Here is a 22,496-nt window from a genome sequence, read left to right as displayed (position 1 = left end):
TCTTTTGCATACAACTAGAAATAAATTACCACCCCTGCTGGACGCATTGAAAAACGAGCGAATTCTCTGTATCGAGAATCCACTCGTGCGGTTTTTTGTTAATTCCTAATTGTCGTTTCGCCAAACTCGGATATTCTTGAAGTGCGCCTCGGAATAATTACCATCCGAGATTCCGTTGTTGTACGTTCCGTTCTTAAAGTACCATTCACGGTCAGAAGTATTGTACTGTCGTGTCTTCACCAAAACATCGTTGATCCAGATGCGTCCCACACCAGTTGAAGGATTAAAGGCACATTTAAGATTGAACCACTTGCCTGCCATGTTTGTCGCAATGTTAGTAGAATCGCCGTTGTTACGAATGTTTCCGTTGGACGTTGCCTGAATATAGATCGGCTCACCGCCAGTGTTGCTCTTGATCTGCATAATGGCAGTCTTTTCCGTTCCTGGCTCAAACATGACATCGGCTTCCCACATATTGTCTTTATTTTGATCGGCCCAATTATTCCAGCGCATCTCGACCCGCTCCTCCCCTGAGTAAACCCGGGTCGTATAAACGCCATTTACAATCCAAAATCGTTCGGACATAGGCGCATTTGTCCTGTTCTGAACATAATAAGAATTGCTGTCCCAAGGTATCTCGGTCCAGCCCGCCGTAACCATGCTCCCAGTTATAACAATGCTGTCCAAATCAGGCGCACTCACCGTATCGTTGTAAAATTTAATCGTGTTGTTTCCGGCATTGAGTTGTACCGTCATAGTAGCTTTTTCAGGGGTGCTCCAGCTTGAGCCGCTCAGCGTTTGTTGCGTTCCCGTTGCTCCGTTGACACTGATGTAAAAATCCCGCGTACCGCTTACCAGAAAGTAAATTTCCATGTTGTACGAAGCGCTGCTAAGTGCATTGACATTCATTGTCACATAATTCTCCGAGTTACTGCCGATGTAGCCTACCTTGGAACCACCTGAGCAAGCAGAGCAGCTAACTGATTTGGCCGTTCCGCTCATGGTTCCATTTTCCGCTTCATACGTTGTAGGTGCCGCATTTACACGTTCTGGCGATACCGAGTAAACGGTCAACAAAGAAAGTGCAGCCAAACAAAAAATCAAAAACATGTGGAAAAGCTTCATTCTCATTAATTAATTTCCCTCCTCTTGGAATTCGAGTGCGTTTTCAATAAAGTGTCTTTATATAAATACACAAAATATACCATAATATGTAATTTTTTTAATTTAATACGATTTCGCAACCTGAATTTCACCTTACAAGGAAATGGATCAGAGTGAAACTATTATCTATACTCGCACGTCTAATTGGTAATAAAAGGAGTGACGGTAGACATGAACCCTTATCCTTATCTTTTAACAATATCATTGACTGGATGCTTGCTCATTAGTGGCTGCGGTGATTCCCTCACAAACGCAAAGGAAGTTACAATCGAACCATCCATACAGCCTTCAGCCCCTGAGAAGACAACTCAACCTACGCCTACTTCCGTTACCTCAACTCCTGTACCGGAATCATCATTAGAACTGACTGCCACACCAACGCCTGCACCATCCATAACACCATCACCCGCTGTCACTGAAGCACCTTCAGCCAAAAATTCAATTACTCCCTCGCAGCCGCCAAGTACCGCCAAGTCTGATTCGACTCCATCTCCTGCTCCGCAGCCGAAGACTCCAAAGGAGGAAGCATTACCTTTTAACATTTCTCGTATTGTTGGTATGGACGGCTCTAGCGGTTATGGGATTGAAGACAAGAAACTTCTGTATACTCGTAATTCCGGTAAAACGTGGGATGTAGAAGTACCTGACGGAATCAGCGAGCAGGATCACCTCATAGAGGCCGATTTTCAAAACCCATCCTTAGGCTTTGCTTATTTCATGACAGGTAAAGGCCAAATTCTTATCACTCATCCGATTCAGGATGGAGGAGGTTTTCCCACAGGTTGGGAAACGGCATTATTGCCTACGTCCGAGGCATGGGAAGCTTCTTCTGATATTACAGTTCATAGCAACGCTAATTACTTTGACGCCAGCTATGCACTTCTCACCTCTTCCCCAGCATTGGGACAAATGGCTAAAACCCTATATAAGACGACAGATAGAGGAAAATCGTGGGTTCGAGTTGGAGATATCACAGATAAAATAAGCGGGTACCCTACCGGAATCTCATTTCGCGTCTCCCAGGAAGGGTGGATTACCGCAACGTATCACGGGCAAGAGTCGTTCCCATTATTCCGTACTCAGGATGGTGGCGAAACATGGAATGTTCAGCAGGTGGATATACCGGATGAATTCAAGGACGGCTACGCCAATACGCTCCCACCTGTCTTTGATATGGAGAACAACAATCACGGTCTTTTTATCGCAGAATTCGTGAAGGACGAGAACAAAGCCTATGTCCTGTATGAAAGCCATGATAGCGGCGACAGTTGGGTCCCTATCCCTTATCGCTTGAAGGATGTGCAGGCTCCACCTGTTTTTCATTTTAATGGCTTAATTGAAGGTCGAGCGATTTCCACTGACGGAAAAACTATCTATACTATGGATACTTATAATAAAGAAGATTGGCGTCCGATCCATTCGAGCATGGATTTGGAAGGAGCAGCGCAATTTTTCCTTAGATCGGATGGATATGGCTGGGTACTTATAAATGGACATACAATGATCACCCAGGATGGTGGAAAAACGTGGTCGGAGCCTGAATAACACACATAACAAACTTAAAGAAGATCCTGTTGCGGCAGGACCTTCTTTCGGTCTACTATTGACTGCTCTTGTTCCAAATGATTATCTAATGCCAAACCCTTTACTGGGCCTGTTCACATAGGGATCATGGGAAGATGACGAACGAATCGTCTCCCAGAAATACTCGTGGAGCAGCACTTCAGGGTATACAAAGGGTAAACATTGGATCTCTTCTCTACTCATGTATTCCACATCCGTTATGACTTGTTGAGCAGGGTCTAATTCTGGATCTATTCCTACTATTTTTTCTCCGTCGATGACTTCACCCTGATAATAGTAGATATACCCTACTTCTCCTTTGTCATTCTTCCCTTCCTCAACCCAAACCAATCTTTTGATAGCAATGTCTAAATCCTGTTTCTTCTTTCACTTCTCGGATCGCAGCGTCCCGACTAAATTCACACTGTTCAATGATTCCACCGGGAACGATCCAAAATATATTCTCCGGTCCTTTTTTACGATCTGTTTTAACCAGTAATACGCGATCTTCTGAATCTAGAACGAAAACTCTAACAACTGGCAATGCTTTCAACCTCCCAAGTTATTGGTATTAATTCAATTCTCTTCGGTAATGAGTAAGAGTTAAACGTTCATTAACATAGTGTTCACCTACAGAGACAAATCCGAACTTTTCGTAGAAATGCCCATTTCTTAAGTTCGGTTTTGGAGTACTAAGTGTCCACATCTGCGCTTGAGGATAAAGAGAAAATAGCGTATTCAGGATTTGACTTCCTAAGCCTTTATTATGATAGTCAGGATTCAAATACATTGGACTGATTCGGTACTGGGTCTCCGATTTATGTTGTACAGCCACCCCGCCTATGATTTCATCATGGAAACAAATGCCTTCTCTCAGTTTTCAATATTTTAACATATTTTTCTATTTCTGTACCAAGATATTTCATTTTAATCTGACATAGTACAAGAAAAAAAGACAGACCGATTGGCCAATGTCATTAAGTTAAGCTAAGAGACAAGATCGGGAAAACAAATGAAATCCGAGAAACGGCATGGGAAAAAGTCCTATGCCGTTTGTTTTTTGTGCAAGCAAGGAAAAAAGCGTACAGCAAACAAAGCGGATGGCATATCCGCTTAAAAAATGTTCATGTGAACCGAATTATGCTACTCTATAAACGAAGCTAACGACTGATTTCGAGCGGATTTTGCGCGTATTCTTCTGCCCTGGGCGAATGGGTCGAATCGGCAAAATGTTTTTGCGAATCAGCGCTTCAACATCGGGCAGGGGTTCATCGTCCCGTGAGCGCAGGAAATGTCTACAAACATGAACGGCGACCGTGAAGTTGACTTGGTAGGAGTGCCGTTTATCCATTTTCGAAATGACGACGTGCGAGGTCTTCATTTCAGCGAAATTGTACATGATCATTCTTGCGAAAATCTCTTGGACGATGGACTCTTGTCTCTTTGCGTGAAGATGCGTCAGACCGACGGTGTATTTTAATGCCCTAAAAGAAGTTTCAATGCCCCATCGCATGTTATAAATGGACTTGATTTCATCGGGTGGGAAATCAGCGGCAGAAAGATTCGTAATGACGGTTTCATAAGCGCCACTGGGCAAGACGAAACGAACAACCCGAAAGGAAATCGGGTAAAACAAGTTCTCCTGCAAATCCAAAAAATCAAATGTAGACGTGGAAGGGACGAACTTGTACATCTCGGGACGAGCCTTAACCGCTTTGGTTTGTTTTTTGGTGAGGGTCAGATGAACGTCCCAATCAAACGCTCCGCTAGTAGGCAAACGCAAACCCGAAAGAATACCATTGGACTCCAAATCCTTTACCCGTATAACATAGTTCCAACCTTTGCGTTCAATATGCGCGAAATTGTTGTAACTTTCATAACCGCGATCGGCAATCACAATGGTTTTGCCCTTGATGGGGGAACGGTCAACCATAGTAGCCAGCGCCCTTCCCTCGTTCCACAACCTTCGTGGCTGAACAAGGGCATCCACGTAAAGTCTGTTGCACAAGTCATAGGCTGCGTTCAAGTGCAGAAGGTTAAAGCCTTTCGTGTTCGGTTGACTTTGAAAATAGGTGTCCGTTTCCTCAGAGTCCGTTGCGATATGCAAATCCGAGCCGTCAACGGCAAGTAATCGATACCCTCGGTAGCACTTGATATCCGCATACGATTGCGTAAATGCGTGAAACAAGAATTCCACAGCAGACGGCAGGATATTATTTCTTTGTTGGACAAAAGCAGAAGTGGTTGCAGTGTTTACGTCATAGCCCTGCGATTCCAAGAGTTCCTTATAGATGCTGTTGCCTCCCATGGAGATCAGGAGCTGCATAACCGTTTCAAAGGGCAGCTTTTTCTTACGGGTAAAATCCTTTTCAGGATTTTTGACATAAGGTGCTGGTGCAGCTGACATTTCTCGTATGAGGGATGTCAGCGTTTTTTTAAGCGAATTCGCGTACGTATCCATTAGCGAAACCTCCTCGTTTTTTCAAGGGGCTTCGCCACATACTTTCAACTACTTGTCAAGTCTTATTTGAAAATTCGCACAAAAAAGAGCAGGCTATCTTTTCGATAGCCTGCTCTTTTTCTTGATTTTGGCCCTGCGCCTTAACTTAATGACATTGACCGATTGGCCTGCCTTTTCTGATACGACTAAAGCTTATGAGCACCTTGTTCATTTTCAATGTAGGAAACCTTGGAGGATTCACCCATACGCCAATAAACGATAAAGCTCACTAGAATACATATCGCAACATAGTAATAGTAAAGAGATTCACTCCCTATGGACTTGAACCATAATGCGATGAATTCTGCAGTTCCACCGAATATCGCAACCGTCAGTCCGTACGGGAAACCTACGCCAAGGGCTCGGATTTCTGTCGGGAACAGTTCCGCCTTCACAATGGCATTGATGGAAGTGTACCCAGTGACAATGATGAGACCGATCAGCATAAGCACGAAAGCACCGATAGGATTTTTCATATGCTCCATGAACAGGAACAAAGGGACGGTTAATAATGTTCCAAAAATTCCAAAGCTCAGCAAGAGCGGTCTTCTGCCGATTCGATCGGATAGCGAGCCAGCAAGCGGCTGAAGTACAACGAACACCAACAAGGCTATAAAGTTGATCCAACTAACAACCTCTTTATTTAATCCCACCGTATTGACCATAAACTTTTGCAAATATGTCGTGTAAGTATAAAAGGCGACGGTTCCTCCAAGCGTTAGTCCGACAACAGTCATTACCGCTTTGGGATGCTTCATCAGAGCACGTATCGTACCGGCTTTCTCACGGCTTTCGGAATCCATTTTCTTAAACTGCTCCGATTCGTCCATCGTTCTGCGCAGCCACAATACGGCTAAAGCGCCAAAAGCTCCAATAACAAAGGGGATACGCCAACCCCAAGCTTTCATTTCGGATTCATTCAGCAGCTGCTGTAAAATGATTTGTACACCAAGCGCAATCAGTTGTCCGGCAATCAATGTGACATACTGGAAGCTGGAATAAAAGCCGCGGCGACCACTGCTCGCCATTTCCGACAAGTAGGTTGCTGATGTACCATACTCTCCACCAAGCGAGAGGCCTTGAAGCAGGCGTGCGAGAACCAGGATAATCGGAGCCAATATACCAATGGTGGCATAGCTGGGAGTAAAAGCAATAATCAGAGATCCGCCAGCCATGATAGTTATGGAAAGGGTTAGCGCAGCACGTCGACCGTAACGGTCTGCATAACGGCCTAATAACAAGCTCCCAATAGGACGCATCAGAAAACCAACGGCGAAAATCGCTGCCGTATTCAGCAGCTGACTTGTCGCATCTCCCTTGGGGAAGAACTCCGCGGAGAAATAAACCGCAAAGGCAGCATAGACGTACCAGTCATACCATTCGATCAGATTGCCAACGGACCCTTTGAAAATGTTGGCCGTAATTTTCCGCGTTTGTGCACGCTCATTGGATGGATTCATTAATGCAACCTCCTGAGTTCGATCAAGCAGCTACTTTCCCCTCTTATTACCCAGTTATATTTTGTCATTACACACCAAATTATCCCTAAACCTTCCCTAGGCTGGGTTGAACAATAAAAAGAGCATACACAAGCTGTATGCCCTTAAAATTTCCATATTTAGTTAACCCATCTGGAGACTTGCACTGACCTACATCATTTGGAGCTTACTTAAATAACGCTCTAACCTCACTTCATTCCAAGATGCTAATTCAAGCAGCTGTTCATAACAATTTCCTTCCAGTTTTAACAATTGCCCAAAAGCATGTCTATGCATTATTTTCATTCCATTCTATTGCTGCTTTGTAGGCTAACTACAACATAAACTTTTCCTTAATTGACTTCGCAACTTCTTCTGGGCTTATCCTTGTGTTATTAATTCTTATATAGTTTTCCTTGTTAATTTCCCCATCATAAGAATTTAATCTATGCTTCTCAAAAGTGTTTCTTAAAGCTCGTTCAGATCGTTCCGTATTTCTTTTCGTTGGTTTATGCTCCAGTCTGTGCGGGCTTTTGTTGCGTTCAAGTCTTTCTTCCAAATCCGCCTCTAGCTCAACAAAATAAACCTCTCCACCCTTGGATTCAAAAATATGACTTATTTCATGGACATAATCCCAATCGGACTTCATATCCAATGACCATACATAAGTAAAAATAAGTCCTTCTAATTGACTCTTGGCCACTTCCTCGAAAATTTCTTTACGGAATAAGCGAACTAATCGTTTTCCAACGTCACTTCCATAGCTGAAATAAGGGGAAACCAGCTCAATCGTCATATGATTATGAAACAGCTTCAGTTCCGTTATTTTCTCCAACTCTTGACCCACTGTCATCTTGCCAACAGCCTGAGGCCCAAATAGGATAATCAATTTCATACAATTCCCTCCTCAGCCTTCCTTATTCCTGCTACATAATGATAATCCAACTGCTCCGTTGTTAGTCCTTTTACAGTATTCAAAGTTGTCAGTCTAGCATAATTCATCATAGACACCAGTCTTCCAATCTGTGGGGTAAATCCTTCTATATCAGATATTAAATACATTCTAACCGTACTCATCGTTCATCCTCCATTCTACATGGGGTTCATTAATATAAGCCATAATATACCATATCATCCATAAGTAGAATACTGCGATTTTTCCTCTTTTGTACAATACTCACATTCCACTCTTATATCCAATATTGTGTTTTATGCATAAAAAAGAACTGTACAATAAGCACAGTTCTTTAACAGCTATCGGACACGGTCCGAACGATTCAGTCCTTCATACTTTTAAACAATAGATCAATGACCTGCATATTCCGGTATGTCTCCTCTAACCCCATAAGCGGTTTGCGGTTATTGAGAACAGCATCAGCAAAATCGGTTACTTCTAGTGTATAGCGGTCCGATTCTTCTGTCTGTACTTGGCGAATTCCCTCCGTAGTAACAATGCGAATAGAGCCTTCCGTTCCAAGGAACGTATCCGGTACTTCAATTCTCCCCTTCGTGCCAATAATCTCGGAATTCATTTGATTGAAAGCATTAAATCCGCTGCTGATACTGGCTATCACACCATTAGGAAATTTTAACAAAGCAGAGAAAAGCACATCCACTCCATTATCCTTCACGCATTCTGTTACGCATGACTCTGGAAGCTGATTCATAATCATCCCCACAAAATTGACCGGATACGAGCCAACATCATACAGAGAGCCCCCACCAAGCTCTGGTCGAACTTTAATGGTATTAGGACGATCCAGCAGGAACCGGAAAGTAGATTGAAGGTAACGAACTTCTCCAATCTCACCGCTCTCCACGATTGCTTTGACTTTCTTTATCCGATCCGTATATCTGTACATGAAAGCTTCCATGAGAATGACGCCGTTCTGCTCAGCAGTGCGAATCATTTCTTCGCATTCCGAAGCATTTAAAGCCATAGGCTTCTCGCAAAGCACATGCTTCCCTTTTTGCATTGCCTTGATAGCCCATTCCTTATGCAAGGAATTCGGGAGCGGAACATAGACCGCTTGTACTTCCGGGTCCTCCAGCAGCTCGTCATAGTGAGAGTATAGATTAGGACATTGAAATAATTCACGGCACTCCTGCTGCTTTTCATCGCTCCCTGTTGCAACTGCGTATAGTGTACTATTGTCCGATTTAATAATGGCGGGAATCACCGAGTTTTTGGCAATACGGGCGTAACCGAGTACACCCCATTTAATAGGTTGCATCATTGTCTACCTCCTGAATTATTTAGCTGACGTTAAAGGAATGGATATGAGAAACTCAGTAAAGCTCGCTTCGCTCCTTAGTTGAATCGAACCCTTATAGCGGGTTACGAGCTGCTTCACAATATGCAGACCCAGTCCCGAATTTTTACCGGTTGTCTTGCTGGAAAAGCCTGATTCGAAGATTTGACTGCGAACCTCAAGCGGAATCATAGACCCTGTATTACGAACTAAAAAATCCAGCTGATTGTTCTGAATTTTCCCTTTCACGGTGACGATTCGGTTACCCGCTTCCAAGTCTGATGTGGCGTCAAAAGCATTGTCAATTAAATTACTTAGCATTTTAACAACATCTGTTGCCTTAATCGGACTCGTCTTCAGTAATTCCATATGCTTAAAATCATATTCAAACTGAATGTGCAGGGATTCAGCTTGGGCATATTTGGCCTGAATCAACGCGATAAGCGGAGGATCTTTGAGATTGACGAGCTCATTAACCACCCTGATTTCACCGACCAACGCATTCGTATACTTCTTCAACTCGTCATAGTTTTTAAGAGCTAAGAATCCATGAATCGTTTGAATATGATTAATAAAATCATGCCGCTGCTCTCGCACCGATTGAAATAAAGTTTCAATATTCCCTACATACGCCTCTTGAACGTCCTGCAAGGCATGCTCTTTATTTCTTTTGAAAATCCATAAGATAGTACTCATGATGACCAACACCAGTAAAGTGCAAACACTCATAAACCAAATAATTTGCATGAGATGCTTATGAAGAATGCTATTAATCTCTGTGTAATCGGAAGTTATCGCGATCAAAGGAGGCGAGCTGAACGCATTATATTTTAAATAAGAATTATGTATAGGCGTGAAGCTTTTCATCACAGAAAGACCATTGGATTCAGTAACATAATAGATCGTCGTATCCTTTGTCAGCGCCAGCTGTGCATATTTCTGTTCCTCCGGATCGCGGTAATCGTAGGTTCCAAAATAGATTTCCCTGGCAGAGAACCAATTGCTCGGCGTCGGGAAATTTTCTGGCAGCGTATGATCGAGCAGCTTGTCCGAATTCAAAACCGATACATTAAGCGCCGTATGCGGATTGTCCTTCATCAACCGGTTGATCGTATCCTCGACCCCCGTCACCTTCTGATATTTACGAAAGTTCGTGTCATGAACAAACGGATTAATAATATAATTCGTAGTCCCGTCGAAGTAATAGCCCCATTTGTTGATTTCTGTCTGACTTGTTGTAGCGGTGTCCCTCGGGCCGCTCCAATAGTTAGGAAGGGATTGACCGATACCCACATCAACAGTCTGACGGGCAAATAATTGCTGAAATGCATTGAAATAATGATCCCATCCCTTGGAGCTTACATTACGGTCTTTGGGATCCGAAGATTTTTGTCCTACAATATCGTCGCCGGTTTGGGTAAAGAGAGTGATCTCATCAACCCCTATAATCCGTTTCAGCTTGACTAAATCCTCATTGTCGATGTTGTTAATGTCTGGGTCCAAATTCATTTTTGCAGCAATGGATGCCATCCGGAGATTTTCGCCGATCAAGTCTTCTACGAATTGCTCTCCTGCTGCAGTTTGTTCCATATTGGTTTTAATACTATTATACAAAAGAGCCATTTTTTCTTTTTGATTCTCTTCAAGCAGTGATTTATAGTGCAAATAATAGGAAGTATTAAGCAATATCATGATGATGATGAATACCAGTGATGTTTTCAAAGGAATATTATTTAAAAATTTCATCTGTCTGTTCCACCCCACTCAAACTCAAGCTCTATTATAGCAAGATTATTAAGATTTTGTATAATTTTGTCGAAAAAATGCTAGCAAACGAAATTTCTACTATAGAATCAACTAATAAGAGGTGGATTCATCCAATCACTTACTCTTCTTCGTTAATACACTATCGTATTCTACGAGAGATAGGTGATGAGATTGGCAACTTTTGCTGCGGCTTATATCATGAAGGAAAGAATGGCACCCTCATTATTAAAACACTCCAAAGTACAAGGTATTGGCGTAGGCTATCATGATCCTAAGAAACCGAAAAAAGGAGCGGCCGTGATCATATATGCAGATGCGGTATCCGCAGTTTCCTTGGGGATAGTCTCAACCGCTTCCATTAGCGTTAAGGGAAAATCAGTAAATGTGCCTATCCGAGTGGTACGTACGGGAAAAATACGTTCCCATGCTGACTATCGTGGACGCATCCGCCCGGTTCCAGCAGGATACAGCATCGGTACGACGGCCGGTTCAGGTACAGTGGGTTTAATTGTGACGAATTTCCCTGGAGCCAATCAACGATATATCTTTAGCAACAATCACGTTCTTACCAATCCACTTAATTCCAGTGTGCGCTCCGAGACCCTTCAGCCGGGAGGAGCCGACAATGGCAGGCCGGTAAGGGACAGAGTCGGTTTTCTATCCCGATTCGCTCTTTTAAAACGCAATGGAGCTAATTATATTGATGCCGCATTGTCGTTGCCAGTTCGTAACAGCATATTGAACCCTCGCTATGCAACAGTCGGTGTTGTTCCCGGACATGTAACCTCCTACAGAGTGGGGGATCGCTTCAAGAAAGTCGGCAGAACAACCGGACTAAGGTATGGAAGGGTGGACTCAGTAAATACGGATGTACAGGTCGATTATGGTGAAGATCTAGGAGTTATTACTTTCCGTGATCAATCCGTCATCATCGGCATCAATCCTGTATCACTTCCTGGAGATTCCGGTTCTGTATGGCTAAGGCGATCCGATAATTTCGCAGCTGCTGTGAACTTCGCAGGTACGGAAGATGGACTAACCTCCATAGCATTCCCTGTTGATTGGTTTATGAGGAGATTTCGGACAAGAGTTGCTAGACCGAATGGAGCAGGAATTATTAGGAATGTTAATACCAATAATGGGAACCCGGCATATGCTCGTCGTCTGACAGCAAGTGAGTTGGCTTCCATTAAAGTCGTCCTGTCTAACAGGACTTCATCTATCAAACGATAGTTTTTAATAAAACAAAAACCCGGTACTTCAGTAGAAGCACCGGGTATAATCGTTTGATTGCTTACATTGGTAAGAGAATTAGCGAGTTTTAGTGATCAGGTACGGTGTGACTAATCTTGAAACACTCGTTGGATTTTCGATAATTAATACCCATACCGTATCGGTGGAAGGAAAACTATCTGTTGGCCAAGCTGAAGCGAAATTAGTGATCGTCCAACCTGCATTAATGACCACTCTACCCGCACCTGCAGTGAACGTTATAGTCAGGAAGCTGTTTGCAGGGATCGTTATAGGGCTAAACACAGTTCGGCGAAAACCATTGCCAAGATTTTGTGTAGCGCGAGCATGATTCGGACTGAGCACAATCTTTTTGCCTTTACTTTGTACCGCCTTCTTGCTGATCGATGCATTCATTTGTTTCTTCATGATTCAACCACCTCCTTTATAGTGATATCTCAATTTATGCAATTAGTAGATTTATAGTTTGGACATAATTGCTAGTCTCATTAATCAAAATAAAAGAGTCTCATTAGTAGAAAAAGACGATACACAAAAAAGCCCGCACCCTGACCTGGGCGCAGACCTCTGATTTTTCCTATTCTACAGAATCTATAGTTCCAGTTCCTTCTTAAAGTAATGAGACCTGCTGCCTGTTGGCGCATTGTCCAGTACAGCATATTCTTCATAACCATGTCGCCGGTAAAATTCGGGTGTTTGGAAACTGAACGTGTACAATTTAATGAAATTACATCTCTTCTATCTCGCTATAGACTCCACCTTGGAGAGCAGCTCCGTTCCATAACCCATCTGCCTAAATCCCTTATCAACCCATAAAATATCTACTTCGATCCAGTTCCATTTCATGACAGCAAGCAGACCGGCTGCTATGTTCCCTACTTCGTCTTTGATCGTCAGATGGATTGGCTCATACCTGAACTGCAATTCAACTGGAATGTGCTCTGCATTATATTCGATCAGCTTGTTACGGATATATTGAGCTTCCTCGGTTGTCGCATTTCTGATTTCAAGTGATTGGGTCATTTGTTATTCTCCTCTTATGGTTGTTGTCTTGTAACTTGCTGCTCCTGTGCCAGCACAAGCTGCTTATACTTTGAATGATAGCTCATTAATTGATCGTGTGAGCCTTGCTCGGCTATCCTTCCATTTTCCAACAAAAAAATCTTGTCCGCATTTTGTATCGTTGACAATCTGTGTGCAATGATAATAGTAGTCTTCCCAGCCCTATACTTATCGATATTGTCCATAAGTATCCGTTCTGTCACTGTATCAAGGGCTGATGTCGCTTCATCCATTAATAATATTTCTGCTTGGCTTAGAAGTGCTCTCGCTATAGCGATTCTCTGCCTCTGACCTCCGGAGAAGGTAATCCCTCTCTCTCCCAGAACGGTATCATAGCCATCTGGAAGCTGCCCAATTGTTCTATCTAAATGAGCTATCCTGCAAGCAATGTTCACCTCATAAGCAGAAGCACTTCGATCGAGTTTGATATTATTTAGAATTGTATCTGGAAAAAGAACCGGCTCCTGAAACACAACGCTTACCTTATTCGCCCAATCCTTTTTGTTCAGCAACTCCAGCGGGTGACCGTTAACCAGTATTTTTCCATGACTTGGTATAAGGTAACGAATGAATAATTGAGCAATTGTAGATTTCCCGCATCCGCTTGCACCGACAAACGCAATTTTTTTGCCTATTGGCAGGTCGAATGTTACTTTTTTCAAAACTTCATCGGTACCTTCGTCATAATTAAAGGACACATTCTCAAAACGAAGGGACGATATAGTATCTATCCCAACCAAAGGCTCCTTACTCTGTTCCTCAAAATCCTGGATAGCATCTCGGAAGCGCTCAAGACTCGACATAGAACCGCTAATCCCAACAAGGAATGAAAACATCTTCTGTATGGATTCAAACAGTCTGCCGGCCAACTGATATATGACGACGAAAGCTCCTGGTGAAAGCACACCTAATATTACACTGTATCCACCATAGCCCAATACCGTTAGATTCACTATCCATTTAAGTGGATCACTAACTACCAGCTGGAAATTCAGCAATTTCCCTTCATGAATAACACTTCTAAAATAGTTGGTGAAACTACGATCCAACCTTTCAACTTCCCAATTTCTTCGGTTAAAAGCTATCACTTCTCGAGTACTTGATATACCTTCAACCAAATGGTTTACATACTCCCCCCTATTTTCTTCCTTTTCTTTAAGCCGTTGTTTCAGTTTTGGACTTAGTGATCTTCCAAGTTTTATATACACTGGACTGAGTATGAGTGCAATGAGTAAAACACCAGGTGCATGGAAACCTACTAATACAGTTAATGTCATAAGCTCAACTACAGTTCTTACATTTGCAGGAATGGTAATTGCTATTAAGTTCGTAACATGTTCAAGATCTCCATTCACAAGTTGGATCAACTGACCGGTTTGTTTCTTTCTCAGTTTTTGGATCGATAGTTGATGGACATATCGCATGAATTCTAACGTTAGGTTCGTTCGCAGCCATACTTGAAACTTCGTTTGATTGTACATGGTGATAGAGTATAAACCATCGGCGAGAACCATTACTGTTATCAGAACCATCAAGATCGGCAAGAGCATATTGAATTGCTTGTTAATAAATACTTCATCAATTAAGTACTTTTGAATATATATGGAGAGCAAAGGGCTGGATGATTCTATCACAGCTAGAATTAAGATGACGGCAAATACAGGCCTCTTTCCCACAATTTTGTTATAAATCCATTGGACATTATTCACTTGCTTCTCCTCCTGTAGGCTCAGAAAGAAGAGAATGTGCTAACGTAAACCATTTCCCTCTGATTTCCATCAGCTCTTGATACGTGCCCGCTTCCACTATTTCCCCGTTATCCATAACAATTATTTTGTCAAAATCAAATATCGTTGATAGTCGATGTGCGATAGCAATGGTAGTTCTTCCTTTTAACAAACGATCTAGAGCGCGCTTGACTTCTGCTTCAGCAGCATAGTCTAGTGCAGAAGTAGGCTCGTCCAGCAGGATAATAGTAGGGTTTTTTAGAAAAAGTCGTGCTATGGCTATACGCTGCTTTTGTCCTCCTGATAATTTAACGCCCCGTTCACCGACGAATGTTTCATAACTATCCGTTAGCTTTAAAATGAACTCATGAGCATAAGCTGCTTTAGCCGCTTCCACGATCTCATCATCTGTACAATCCGGTCTGGCAAAGCGAATATTTTCTCGTATGGTGGCTGCAAATAAAAACGTCTCCTGAAATACATGACCTATACATTCTCTTAATTGAGAAAGAGGTAATGCTTTCAGCGAAATACCATCTAAGCAGATGTAACCTTCTGTAGGATCGTAAAACCTTGACAGCAGCTTCATGAGGGTCGTTTTCCCGCTGCCGCTTGCACCTACAAGAGCAATACGATCACCGGGTTTAATGTGTAGATCAAATTTCTTGATCACATCATCCCTATTAGGATAACCGAAGGAGACCTCACTGATAGTCAATTCTCCACGAATGGTTTGAAGCAATTCCGGGTTAATGTGCTCGCTCACTAAAGGCTCCAGTTGCATAAAAGCATGAAGCGTTCTGATTTGATGGATTAGCACCTTAAACTGTGTGATCCGAAAAAATATAAACGTAAACTTGCCAATAGCCATAAAATAAATAAAAACCATCGAAACCAACGTCCCTGTTTGCATGGAGCCTGATTGAATATAGTAAGCTCCTACAAGAAACAATAGTGCAGCGCCTAGGGTAATGGATAAATTCCTAACCGCAGCTCGAATGAACCCATACTGTTTGGATCTAAGCTCACAATAATGGTAGGATTGAACTTTATCCATCAAATTTGCTGTATTCCAATCTTCGGCACCATGTGCTCGAACTTCAGCTATCGATACCAGACTATCATGCAGCTGTTGATTTTTTGCCCTTAATTGCTCGGCACGTTTCTTCCCCCACATTTCCGCCCTTTTGGACAAATAGGGTTCAATCAAAAAAAACATCCCGAAGCATGGAAGGATAGCAGCAGCTAATTTCCACTCAGTCAGACACATGATAATCATCATCACAGCTACAAGAATGACATCTTGAACCAGCTTGGGTAGATCTCTAAAGAAGCCCTGCATCGCTGATACATCTGAATGAAGCATAGATAGAGTAGAACCCGACGGGTTATTCTCGTAGTAGGTTAACCCGAGCGCTCGTAACTTTTCGAAGATGGTATATTGTACATCTCTTCCTGGCTTCTCGCTTATAGTTAGATTCAAAAGGTTCCTGCCTGTGCTTAGGCCAATGATTCCTGCAACTATACAGATTATCAGGATGACTACAGAATATAATCCACTGAAGTCACTACGAGGAAGAATTACATCAACAAAATAACCGATCAGTTTCGGAATGGACATTTGCATAATGGAGAGGAAGACATCGCAGATTAGGATAGTAAAGACAAGGGTCCGATAAGGTCTTAGGAACGATAATGCCCAGACATACAGCTTGAATCCGCTGCTATAATTTACGGACGAGGCTGTTGTTGGTTGTACTACCTCGTTAGTCATAAGAGGGACCCCCACTCTTCATAGTGTAAACGCTTTATATTATCCATTATATCGGATATTTTTTTACATTTAAACCCATTATTTCATTGTTCTAGTAACCATAAAAACAAAAAAGGCTGCTGCGATGCAGCAACCTTTTACTCACCCTCTAAAATAATCCTGCAAGCCATTCACAATCGCATCAGCTGCCTTCTTTTGATAGCTAGAGCTTTTGACGAGCATTTCATCCTTAGCGTTAGATAAAAAACCTAACTCCACGAGCACTGAAGGTCTAGCATTTTCCCGTAATACATGATAATTCCCAAAAGAGATACCATTGCTTTTCAAATCTAACGATCGATTCAACTGGGCTTCGATTTTTCTCGCTAGAGGCATGTCCTTGGTGTTTGAATAAAAGAAGGTCAAAGTTCCGCTATTCGCTTTCGGTGACGAATTGTAATGAATGCTGACAAAAGCATCTGCCTGCTTCTTCTGACTCATCGCAACTCTGTCAGCCAAACTTGGATTCTCCTCTTGGCCGGTTCGAGTCATTGTGACTTGAGCTCCTGCCTGCCGCAATTTGTCCACCAAGTATTGCGCCGTCGATAAGTTCAATGACTTTTCGTGAGACCCATATTTCTTCCCTTGGGTTCCGATGTCGCTGCCACCATGCCCCGGATCAACCACAATCATCTTACCTTTTAGCCCTTTGCTGCTAGACGAAGCGATTACAGTATCATTGGATTTCTCTCCTACATATTTGCTCAGTACCCATCCGGATACGCCATCCTTAGTACGAACTTGCATCCAGTCCTGCTGCCGGTCAAGAACTGCCAAAGAGGCGCCAGAAGTTAACACGCTTACGACGGCATGTTGGGTTCCAGGTCCTTGACGCATATGTAGCGAATCGGCAAGCACCGTAGTGCTTCCCTTCATGGTGACTTCATTATTCTTCACGCTTGTTTTCGTTGACTTGTCCGAGTTATTGACATTAAGCATCTTTAAGTATTGACCAGCTACCCAACCGCTAGTGTTACCAGCCTTGATCTTGATCCACCCGTACGATTCCTGGGAAATGACGACAACCGTATTTTGCTTCAAAGATCCTACGATGGGGGATTGCATCTCCGGTTTACTACGAACATTGAGGGAAGCGGCCATAACAATGGCATTTGGACTTGCTGCAGCTTCTGCATTCATAGGCGGCATACCGATGGAACCGATAATAAGAATAGAAACGATGGCTTTCTTGAATGGCTGTAGTTTCATTACAAATACCTCATTCATTAGATTCCTTGTCGCTTTATGTACTAATATAACAGGAAGATTTACCCATTCATAGAGCACTTTTTCTTATTTTGTCGAACTTAACGTGAAAAAGGGTTTGAAAAAGCACCGTTCAGACGGTATTGTGAATAGATAAAGTGATGCGACTTGAATCACTTGCTCGAATTGCTTTTAGAGAAGGGAGTATGAAAGAATGGCATGGCTTTACGTTGTATTAGGGGGAATTATGGACGTAGGTTGGGCTACGGGACTAAAATATACGCATAGTTTTACCGTGCTAGTTCCTTCTGTGTTAACCATACTATGTATCGTAATTAGCTTTTATTTGTTCACCAAATCAATGACACAGCTTCCTATTGGCACAGCTTATGCGGTTTTTACTGGTATTGGGGCTGCTGGAACGGTTATCGTCGGAATGCTGTTTCTAGGTGAGCCGCGGGATGGGTTGAGGATATTTTTTATCCTAGTGCTGTTAGCTGGGCTCTTGGGACTCAAGCTGAGCGTTACGGAAACGGATCAGCCTAAGAAAGAAAATGAAGGGAAATGATAGGTGTGTCGTGGATTTTCTTGCTTCTAGCGGGGTTCATGGAAATTATCGGTGTTATATTAATAAAAAAATCCGAGGGCTTCCGCAGATTGTACTGGACTTTAGCCTGCATCCCTTCCATGGGCTTGAGCTTGTATTTTTTGTCTAAAGCATTGGTTCATATACCTATCGGAACGGCGTACAGCATCTGGACAGGAATTGGGGCAGCCGGAGCTGCCATCGTCGGTATATGGCTGTATCAAGAATCAAAAGCGCCCAAACGTCTCTTTTTCATCGGCTTAGTTATTGTCGGAGTAATCGGGTTGAAGCTAACCGGGTCCTAACCTGACTCATAATTGGAAAGAGCAGCCTCGGCTGTTTCTTTTCAAACAACTACCTTTGTATTGTTTTTAAGATCAAGCTGTCTGAAATCCCGTCTTGTTTTCTTCTTGCAGCAAAATCCTCTTCGGTCATTGGACCACGGGTCTCATCCGTTTGTATATCGATAATCCAATACCCTACAACAGACTCATCCGGGATTTGGTAAGAGCTGTTTGTTCTCATGGGATCATTCATCAGTCCAACTTGTTTTGCCAAAATATAACGTTCATCCCACGCTATCTGAACCACTTTGGCTGGAACTACCCGTTCTCCCCAAACTCCTTCGCTCACTTGCCGACTTATCGTCACCTGATGTGCCGAAGTCCTTACTACCGAGTAACCTCCAGGTAACGAAATATCATAATCTCCTAAACCCGCACAACCGCTTGTAAGGAGAAAGGTCATACATAGCAAACTAAAGGTTAGCTTTTTAATCGTGGTTCCCCCCATTGTACAGTTTTCTATTGCAACAGTATCTTATTATGTACATGTTGATTCATGCCCCTTCAAGAGACCACTCCCCTTTTCTTCATCCACATAACCATAATTGGAATTTGATCTATAATAAAGCGAATAAATCTAATAGAATCTTTCCTGTTTTTGGGATTTGTAAAATAAAAAAAGACCGAACACTACAGCGGCCTCAATAAACGTTCAATTATATTATTTTCTTAGACCAAATCCCCTCGAAGACCTGTTTCTCCAAGATTCATGAGTTGGGGAGTCCTTCCTTCAAACATTACTTTTCAAAAAATCCGAACCCTTGAGACTATTCATATAAGATATAAACTCAAAATCTTTATCCATTTCAGATAACCAATCTTCCGTTACGAAGCTCAAGCTCCCCATATCCGTATCCAATATGGCCAAACAACCTGGCTGTACTCGCCGCAGTAACCCATCTTTACGAAGATCAACTAATACATTTAACCCTAAGTAAATCGTATTACCGAATAGCTTAGGACCGATCATATGATGATAATGGCCTCCGATTGCATATTTCGGTTGAATGGTCTCAATAAGATTGGAAATCATAATAGAACCTTGGGTTTCGCCCAAATAGCTTATGCCTATACCGTAAGGAGCGTCGTGAGTGACGAGTATGTCAACCTCACCTGGTCGCAGCTGGCTTAACCGTTCGTATGAATTAGGATCGATGGATTTCTGTCTATACTCTTTCGTTTGTATCCCACCTATAAAAGCGATCTTCATGTCATTCACATGAATTATCGTTCCATCTTTTACATAGTAGAACAGGTTGAAAGGATCAACACTAACTACCTGCTCCGCGCTTGAGCCTAATGAATCCAACCAGTCAAAATCTTCATGATTACCGCGGATAAAATGAATGGGATTCAGCTCATTCTTGCGCAAAGCTACAATCCACTCGGCAAGTTCACCTTCCGCTCGTAACATACGGCTAAAATCCAATTCAGCTGGATCCTCTCGAACATACTTCTCCTTCATCAACACCTCATCCGGTATAGGGTATGCTCCCAAATCTCCAACCTGGATAATAAAATCAAGCTTTTGATTCATTTTTTGCTGCCACGCGGCTAACAGTGCTTGAGTGTGCAGAACTCTCCCATGAATATCTCCAACAAATCCAATGTGCAATAGCCCAACTCCTTGCATATTATTTTACATCCATTCAATATATTACCACAAGCCAAAAGAGTTGGCATTTGATCCGAACAAATAGTATGATTATATATTAAGAGACTATCTTTTTATTAACCTTTATTGGAGGAATACCTGTATGAAAAAAGGCTTAACTATGATAACGACTGCCGCTGTAGCTCTCTCAATGCTAGCTTCTACTGCAATGGCAAATACAACGAAAACAACATCTGATTATAAAGATCTTGCAAATGTGGAGTCCGGCCTTAAAACGAAGCTGGATACACTTCTTGCCAAAGGAATTTTTGAAGGTGTATCCGAGGATAGCTTCGGAATTTCTCAAAATATGACCCGTGCTCAATTTGCTAAAGTCGCTGCCTTGGTCTTTGGGTTAAAAGTAGATACAACCGTTCAGACGTCCAGTTTCAAGGATGTTCTAGCAAATGATCCTGCCAACGGTTGGGCTATCCCTTATATCGAAGCCGCTAAGAAAGCGGGTCTTATCGACGGAATGACGGACACCACCTTCGCTCCTGGTGAAAATGTGACCGTTGGGCAATTGGATACCGTATTCCTCAGAGGTTTGGGTAAAACCGTTAATACAACAAATACTCCATGGTTCGCTGATGCCGTTAAGCAAGCCAAGGAAGCCAACATCCATCCAGCCGATAAAGCCGGAGATGCTGTAGCAACCCGTGCAGACCTTGTGGTAGGAGCTTATGGATCACTCCCTGCTTCACCAAGTGCAGAGGACAAACAAGTATCTGTAGCTTCAGCCCAAGCATCCGGAGATCAATTAGTTCAAGTGAAGCTGGATAAAGCAGTGGATGCTACAAAAGCTACCCTGACACTTAGCAGAGACGGTTCCGTTGTTACAACAAGTACGGCATGGTCTATGGATAACAATTCCGCAACACTGACATTAACTGATGATGTGAAGCTCACTAATGGCACCTATACTGTCACCTTGGGCGGTCTTGACAGCTCTTCCATCAAGACGGCTACCACTGCCTTCACGGTAGGTACTTTAACTACAACAGGCAAGTACAAGTATTCAACCGCGTCTTCCTATGAACTGAGCAGTGTAATCGATTCCGGGCTGACATCAGTGGCTACGGGGAATGACGGCTCTGTTACAAAAAACGAAGCCGAAGATCCCACTGTCAGTAAATTAGCTAAAGAGGTTGAGATTACAGTAACCAATGAATCCGGTGAAGAGGTTTCGACACCAGGACTTGTTCAGTCCATTACCTCCTCAAATCCTAATGTAGTTAAAGTTGCGGTATCGGCTGACCATAAAGGATACATTCTCGGTAATAAAGTAGGTACAGCAACCATTTATGTCACTTATGCGACCGTTAGCGGGGATATGAATCAAATCTCGATTCCTGTCAACGTCACGAATACTGCAATCTCGGCTCAAACCGTAGAAGCAAGAACAACATCTATAACTGCTCATTCTACCGTTACCAATGGCGTTTATTCCAGTCAATTTAATGCCTATGAAAAGATGGATTTGAAAGTCACCGATAATTTCGGTACAGAGTATGAGCAAGATGAAATTGCCTACTACAATTTTGCTTTGAATACTTACTTCATCGCTGAAGATGTTACGGGAGATCCACAGAATGGACCTGTCGGAACGGTTACATTCGATAAAGCCGGCAATGTTCAAATTACAGGAAACGTAACTAATTTTACTTTGACATCTGTCCTGTTCAATGATAAGCGGGCTTACGCAAATGTAACGGTTCGCAAGCCATAAGCTTTGTTTTAACAGAACAATCGAAGCCCCTGGCCATTGGCCAAGGGCTTTTTTACCTTTTTTAAGATTCGCTTAATTTTTAAGCGCCTTGTTTAATCGACATTGGTTGTTCAGCAGAGTCATACCCCATCTGCTTCTTAATAAGATCGGAGGAGCAATCGATATATAGGGGATAGACGGGCAATTTATCCTGATTCAATACCTGCTTAGACGGTTTATTCTCTTTATTCGTGAGTGTTTCAACCATTTCCTTATTTCTTCTCACGATATCGAAACATAGAATCAACATAATGCCAATTAGTCCAGCAGCTACAGCATATACTCCATACAGCTCCTGCATCTCCATCAGTCCTCCTATGAATCTATTTTCCTCCATACTATCAGTAATCTATTAAAAATA

Annotated in this window: 23 protein-coding genes and 1 pseudogene; 5 read left to right on the top strand and 19 right to left on the bottom strand. The window is 42.6% G+C overall.

The features are described from left to right. Positions 1–105 precede the first annotated feature (105 nt). Positions 106–1,131, bottom strand: coding sequence for a CBM35 domain-containing protein (locus QMA13_RS14390; RefSeq protein WP_282942190.1), 1,026 nt, complete (start codon positions 1,129–1,131; stop codon positions 106–108). A 341-nt stretch (positions 1,132–1,472) separates the two neighbouring features. After that, positions 1,473–1,706, bottom strand: coding sequence for a hypothetical protein (locus QMA13_RS14385; protein ID WP_282942189.1), 234 nt, complete (start codon positions 1,704–1,706; stop codon positions 1,473–1,475). 16 nt (positions 1,707–1,722) lie between these two features. Here QMA13_RS14385 and QMA13_RS14380 point away from each other — a divergent pair, with 16 nt between their 5' ends. Next, positions 1,723–2,709, top strand: a complete 987-nt coding sequence (locus QMA13_RS14380; RefSeq protein ID WP_282942188.1) for a WD40/YVTN/BNR-like repeat-containing protein — start codon at positions 1,723–1,725, stop codon at positions 2,707–2,709. A gap of 81 nt (positions 2,710–2,790) precedes the next feature. Here the strand turns inward: QMA13_RS14380 and QMA13_RS14375 are convergent, their stop codons facing one another. The 9 genes and pseudogenes from QMA13_RS14375 to QMA13_RS14335 form a co-directional block, all read right to left on the bottom strand. Further along, positions 2,791–3,078 (bottom strand): hypothetical protein, encoded by a 288-nt coding sequence (locus tag QMA13_RS14375; RefSeq protein ID WP_282942187.1) that lies wholly within the window; start codon positions 3,076–3,078, stop codon positions 2,791–2,793. Continuing rightward, positions 3,065–3,280 carry an NUDIX domain-containing protein gene (locus tag QMA13_RS14370; protein WP_282942186.1) on the bottom strand — a complete coding sequence of 72 codons (216 nt, stop codon included), beginning with the start codon at positions 3,278–3,280 and terminating at the stop codon, positions 3,065–3,067. Before QMA13_RS14370 ends, QMA13_RS14375 begins: the two co-directional genes overlap by 14 nt. A gap of 18 nt (positions 3,281–3,298) precedes the next feature. Beyond that, the gene (locus QMA13_RS14365; RefSeq protein ID WP_481858221.1) at positions 3,299–3,571 is read right to left on the bottom strand and encodes a GNAT family N-acetyltransferase; all 273 of its coding nucleotides are present in this window, start codon (positions 3,569–3,571) and stop codon (positions 3,299–3,301) included. A 294-nt stretch (positions 3,572–3,865) separates the two neighbouring features. Further along, the gene (locus tag QMA13_RS14360; RefSeq protein WP_282942185.1) at positions 3,866–5,188 is read right to left on the bottom strand and encodes an IS4 family transposase; all 1,323 of its coding nucleotides are present in this window, start codon (positions 5,186–5,188) and stop codon (positions 3,866–3,868) included. 185 nt (positions 5,189–5,373) lie between these two features. Continuing rightward, complete coding sequence (locus tag QMA13_RS14355) at positions 5,374–6,687, bottom strand: MFS transporter (protein ID WP_282942184.1); 1,314 nt, start codon at positions 6,685–6,687, stop codon at positions 5,374–5,376. A 352-nt stretch (positions 6,688–7,039) separates the two neighbouring features. Then, positions 7,040–7,600 carry an AAA family ATPase gene (locus QMA13_RS14350; protein WP_282942183.1) on the bottom strand — a complete coding sequence of 187 codons (561 nt, stop codon included), beginning with the start codon at positions 7,598–7,600 and terminating at the stop codon, positions 7,040–7,042. A 35-nt stretch (positions 7,601–7,635) separates the two neighbouring features. Next, positions 7,636–7,767, bottom strand: a pseudogene (locus QMA13_RS14345) (DinB family protein); the annotation flags it as partial. Between the two features lie 215 nt (positions 7,768–7,982). Next, complete coding sequence (locus QMA13_RS14340) at positions 7,983–8,942, bottom strand: Gfo/Idh/MocA family protein (protein ID WP_282942182.1); 960 nt, start codon at positions 8,940–8,942, stop codon at positions 7,983–7,985. A gap of 15 nt (positions 8,943–8,957) precedes the next feature. Continuing rightward, the gene (locus QMA13_RS14335) at positions 8,958–10,703 is read right to left on the bottom strand and encodes a sensor histidine kinase (RefSeq protein WP_282942181.1); all 1,746 of its coding nucleotides are present in this window, start codon (positions 10,701–10,703) and stop codon (positions 8,958–8,960) included. A gap of 186 nt (positions 10,704–10,889) precedes the next feature. Here QMA13_RS14335 and QMA13_RS14330 point away from each other — a divergent pair, with 186 nt between their 5' ends. Further along, complete coding sequence (locus tag QMA13_RS14330) at positions 10,890–11,957, top strand: chymotrypsin family serine protease (RefSeq protein ID WP_282942180.1); 1,068 nt, start codon at positions 10,890–10,892, stop codon at positions 11,955–11,957. A 78-nt stretch (positions 11,958–12,035) separates the two neighbouring features. Here QMA13_RS14330 and QMA13_RS14325 read toward each other — a convergent pair whose 3' ends face one another. The 5 genes from QMA13_RS14325 to QMA13_RS14305 all read right to left on the bottom strand — a co-directional run bounded on the left by QMA13_RS14325 (position 12,036) and on the right by QMA13_RS14305 (position 17,786). Further along, positions 12,036–12,383, bottom strand: a complete 348-nt coding sequence (locus tag QMA13_RS14325) for a hypothetical protein (protein ID WP_282942179.1) — start codon at positions 12,381–12,383, stop codon at positions 12,036–12,038. 330 nt (positions 12,384–12,713) lie between these two features. Then, positions 12,714–12,998, bottom strand: a complete 285-nt coding sequence (locus QMA13_RS14320) for a GNAT family N-acetyltransferase (protein ID WP_282942178.1) — start codon at positions 12,996–12,998, stop codon at positions 12,714–12,716. Between the two features lie 14 nt (positions 12,999–13,012). Next, entirely contained in the window at positions 13,013–14,746 is a 1,734-nt protein-coding gene (locus QMA13_RS14315; protein WP_282942177.1) for an ABC transporter ATP-binding protein, read from the bottom strand. Then, a complete protein-coding gene (locus tag QMA13_RS14310) occupies positions 14,739–16,538 on the bottom strand; it encodes an ABC transporter ATP-binding protein (RefSeq protein ID WP_282942176.1) in 1,800 nt (599 codons plus the stop codon). Before QMA13_RS14310 ends, QMA13_RS14315 begins: the two co-directional genes overlap by 8 nt. 141 nt (positions 16,539–16,679) lie before the next feature. After that, positions 16,680–17,786, bottom strand: coding sequence for an N-acetylmuramoyl-L-alanine amidase family protein (locus tag QMA13_RS14305; protein WP_282942175.1), 1,107 nt, complete (start codon positions 17,784–17,786; stop codon positions 16,680–16,682). 211 nt (positions 17,787–17,997) lie between these two features. On the opposite strand from QMA13_RS14305, the gene QMA13_RS14300 reads away from it, so the two are divergent. Together QMA13_RS14300 and QMA13_RS14295 are read left to right on the top strand one after the other, a co-directional pair. After that, positions 17,998–18,351 carry a DMT family transporter gene (locus QMA13_RS14300; RefSeq protein WP_282942174.1) on the top strand — a complete coding sequence of 118 codons (354 nt, stop codon included), beginning with the start codon at positions 17,998–18,000 and terminating at the stop codon, positions 18,349–18,351. Next, positions 18,348–18,674: a DMT family transporter gene (locus tag QMA13_RS14295; protein ID WP_282942173.1), complete on the top strand. Its 327-nt coding sequence runs from the start codon at positions 18,348–18,350 to the stop codon at positions 18,672–18,674. Before QMA13_RS14300 ends, QMA13_RS14295 begins: the two co-directional genes overlap by 4 nt. 49 nt (positions 18,675–18,723) lie before the next feature. Here the strand turns inward: QMA13_RS14295 and QMA13_RS14290 are convergent, their stop codons facing one another. Beyond that, positions 18,724–19,116 (bottom strand): DUF3997 domain-containing protein, encoded by a 393-nt coding sequence (locus QMA13_RS14290; RefSeq protein WP_282942172.1) that lies wholly within the window; start codon positions 19,114–19,116, stop codon positions 18,724–18,726. Positions 19,117–19,443: 327 nt separating this feature from the next. Then, a complete protein-coding gene (locus tag QMA13_RS14285; RefSeq protein WP_282942171.1) occupies positions 19,444–20,328 on the bottom strand; it encodes a metallophosphoesterase family protein in 885 nt (294 codons plus the stop codon). Between the two features lie 142 nt (positions 20,329–20,470). On the opposite strand from QMA13_RS14285, the gene QMA13_RS14280 reads away from it, so the two are divergent. Further along, on the top strand, positions 20,471–22,096 hold the full coding sequence (locus QMA13_RS14280) for an S-layer homology domain-containing protein (protein ID WP_282942170.1): 1,626 nt from the start codon (positions 20,471–20,473) through the stop codon (positions 22,094–22,096). A gap of 79 nt (positions 22,097–22,175) precedes the next feature. Here the strand turns inward: QMA13_RS14280 and QMA13_RS14275 are convergent, their stop codons facing one another. Next, positions 22,176–22,472 (bottom strand): hypothetical protein, encoded by a 297-nt coding sequence (locus tag QMA13_RS14275; protein ID WP_282942169.1) that lies wholly within the window; start codon positions 22,470–22,472, stop codon positions 22,176–22,178. Positions 22,473–22,496 lie beyond the last annotated feature (24 nt).

Source organism: Paenibacillus sp. RC67 (genome assembly GCF_030020805.1).
Taxonomy (GTDB): Bacteria; Bacillota; Bacilli; order Paenibacillales; family NBRC-103111; genus Paenibacillus_S.
Note: the sequence above shows the minus strand (reverse complement) of the source record. Positions and strands in the feature narration are given on the sequence as shown.

Coding starts and splice junctions, on each gene's coding strand:
- QMA13_RS14385 (WP_282942189.1), bottom strand. CDS start 1,706: ATGTTAAAAGGTAATGCTTCCTCCTTTGGAGTCTTCGGCTGCGGAGCA.
- QMA13_RS14320 (WP_282942178.1), bottom strand. CDS start 12,998: ATGACCCAATCACTTGAAATCAGAAATGCGACAACCGAGGAAGCTCAA.
- QMA13_RS14310 (WP_282942176.1), bottom strand. CDS start 16,538: ATGACTAACGAGGTAGTACAACCAACAACAGCCTCGTCCGTAAATTAT.
- QMA13_RS14360 (WP_282942185.1), bottom strand. CDS start 5,188: ATGGATACGTACGCGAATTCGCTTAAAAAAACGCTGACATCCCTCATA.
- QMA13_RS14305 (WP_282942175.1), bottom strand. CDS start 17,786: ATGAAACTACAGCCATTCAAGAAAGCCATCGTTTCTATTCTTATTATC.
- QMA13_RS14330 (WP_282942180.1), top strand. CDS start 10,890: ATGAGATTGGCAACTTTTGCTGCGGCTTATATCATGAAGGAAAGAATG.
- QMA13_RS14355 (WP_282942184.1), bottom strand. CDS start 6,687: ATGAATCCATCCAATGAGCGTGCACAAACGCGGAAAATTACGGCCAAC.
- QMA13_RS14390 (WP_282942190.1), bottom strand. CDS start 1,131: ATGAGAATGAAGCTTTTCCACATGTTTTTGATTTTTTGTTTGGCTGCA.
- QMA13_RS14300 (WP_282942174.1), top strand. CDS start 17,998: ATGGCATGGCTTTACGTTGTATTAGGGGGAATTATGGACGTAGGTTGG.
- QMA13_RS14290 (WP_282942172.1), bottom strand. CDS start 19,116: ATGACCTTTCTCCTTACAAGCGGTTGTGCGGGTTTAGGAGATTATGAT.
- QMA13_RS14340 (WP_282942182.1), bottom strand. CDS start 8,942: ATGATGCAACCTATTAAATGGGGTGTACTCGGTTACGCCCGTATTGCC.
- QMA13_RS14380 (WP_282942188.1), top strand. CDS start 1,723: ATGGACGGCTCTAGCGGTTATGGGATTGAAGACAAGAAACTTCTGTAT.
- QMA13_RS14335 (WP_282942181.1), bottom strand. CDS start 10,703: ATGAAATTTTTAAATAATATTCCTTTGAAAACATCACTGGTATTCATC.
- QMA13_RS14295 (WP_282942173.1), top strand. CDS start 18,348: ATGATAGGTGTGTCGTGGATTTTCTTGCTTCTAGCGGGGTTCATGGAA.
- QMA13_RS14350 (WP_282942183.1), bottom strand. CDS start 7,600: ATGAAATTGATTATCCTATTTGGGCCTCAGGCTGTTGGCAAGATGACA.
- QMA13_RS14280 (WP_282942170.1), top strand. CDS start 20,471: ATGAAAAAAGGCTTAACTATGATAACGACTGCCGCTGTAGCTCTCTCA.
- QMA13_RS14325 (WP_282942179.1), bottom strand. CDS start 12,383: ATGAAGAAACAAATGAATGCATCGATCAGCAAGAAGGCGGTACAAAGT.
- QMA13_RS14275 (WP_282942169.1), bottom strand. CDS start 22,472: ATGGAGGAAAATAGATTCATAGGAGGACTGATGGAGATGCAGGAGCTG.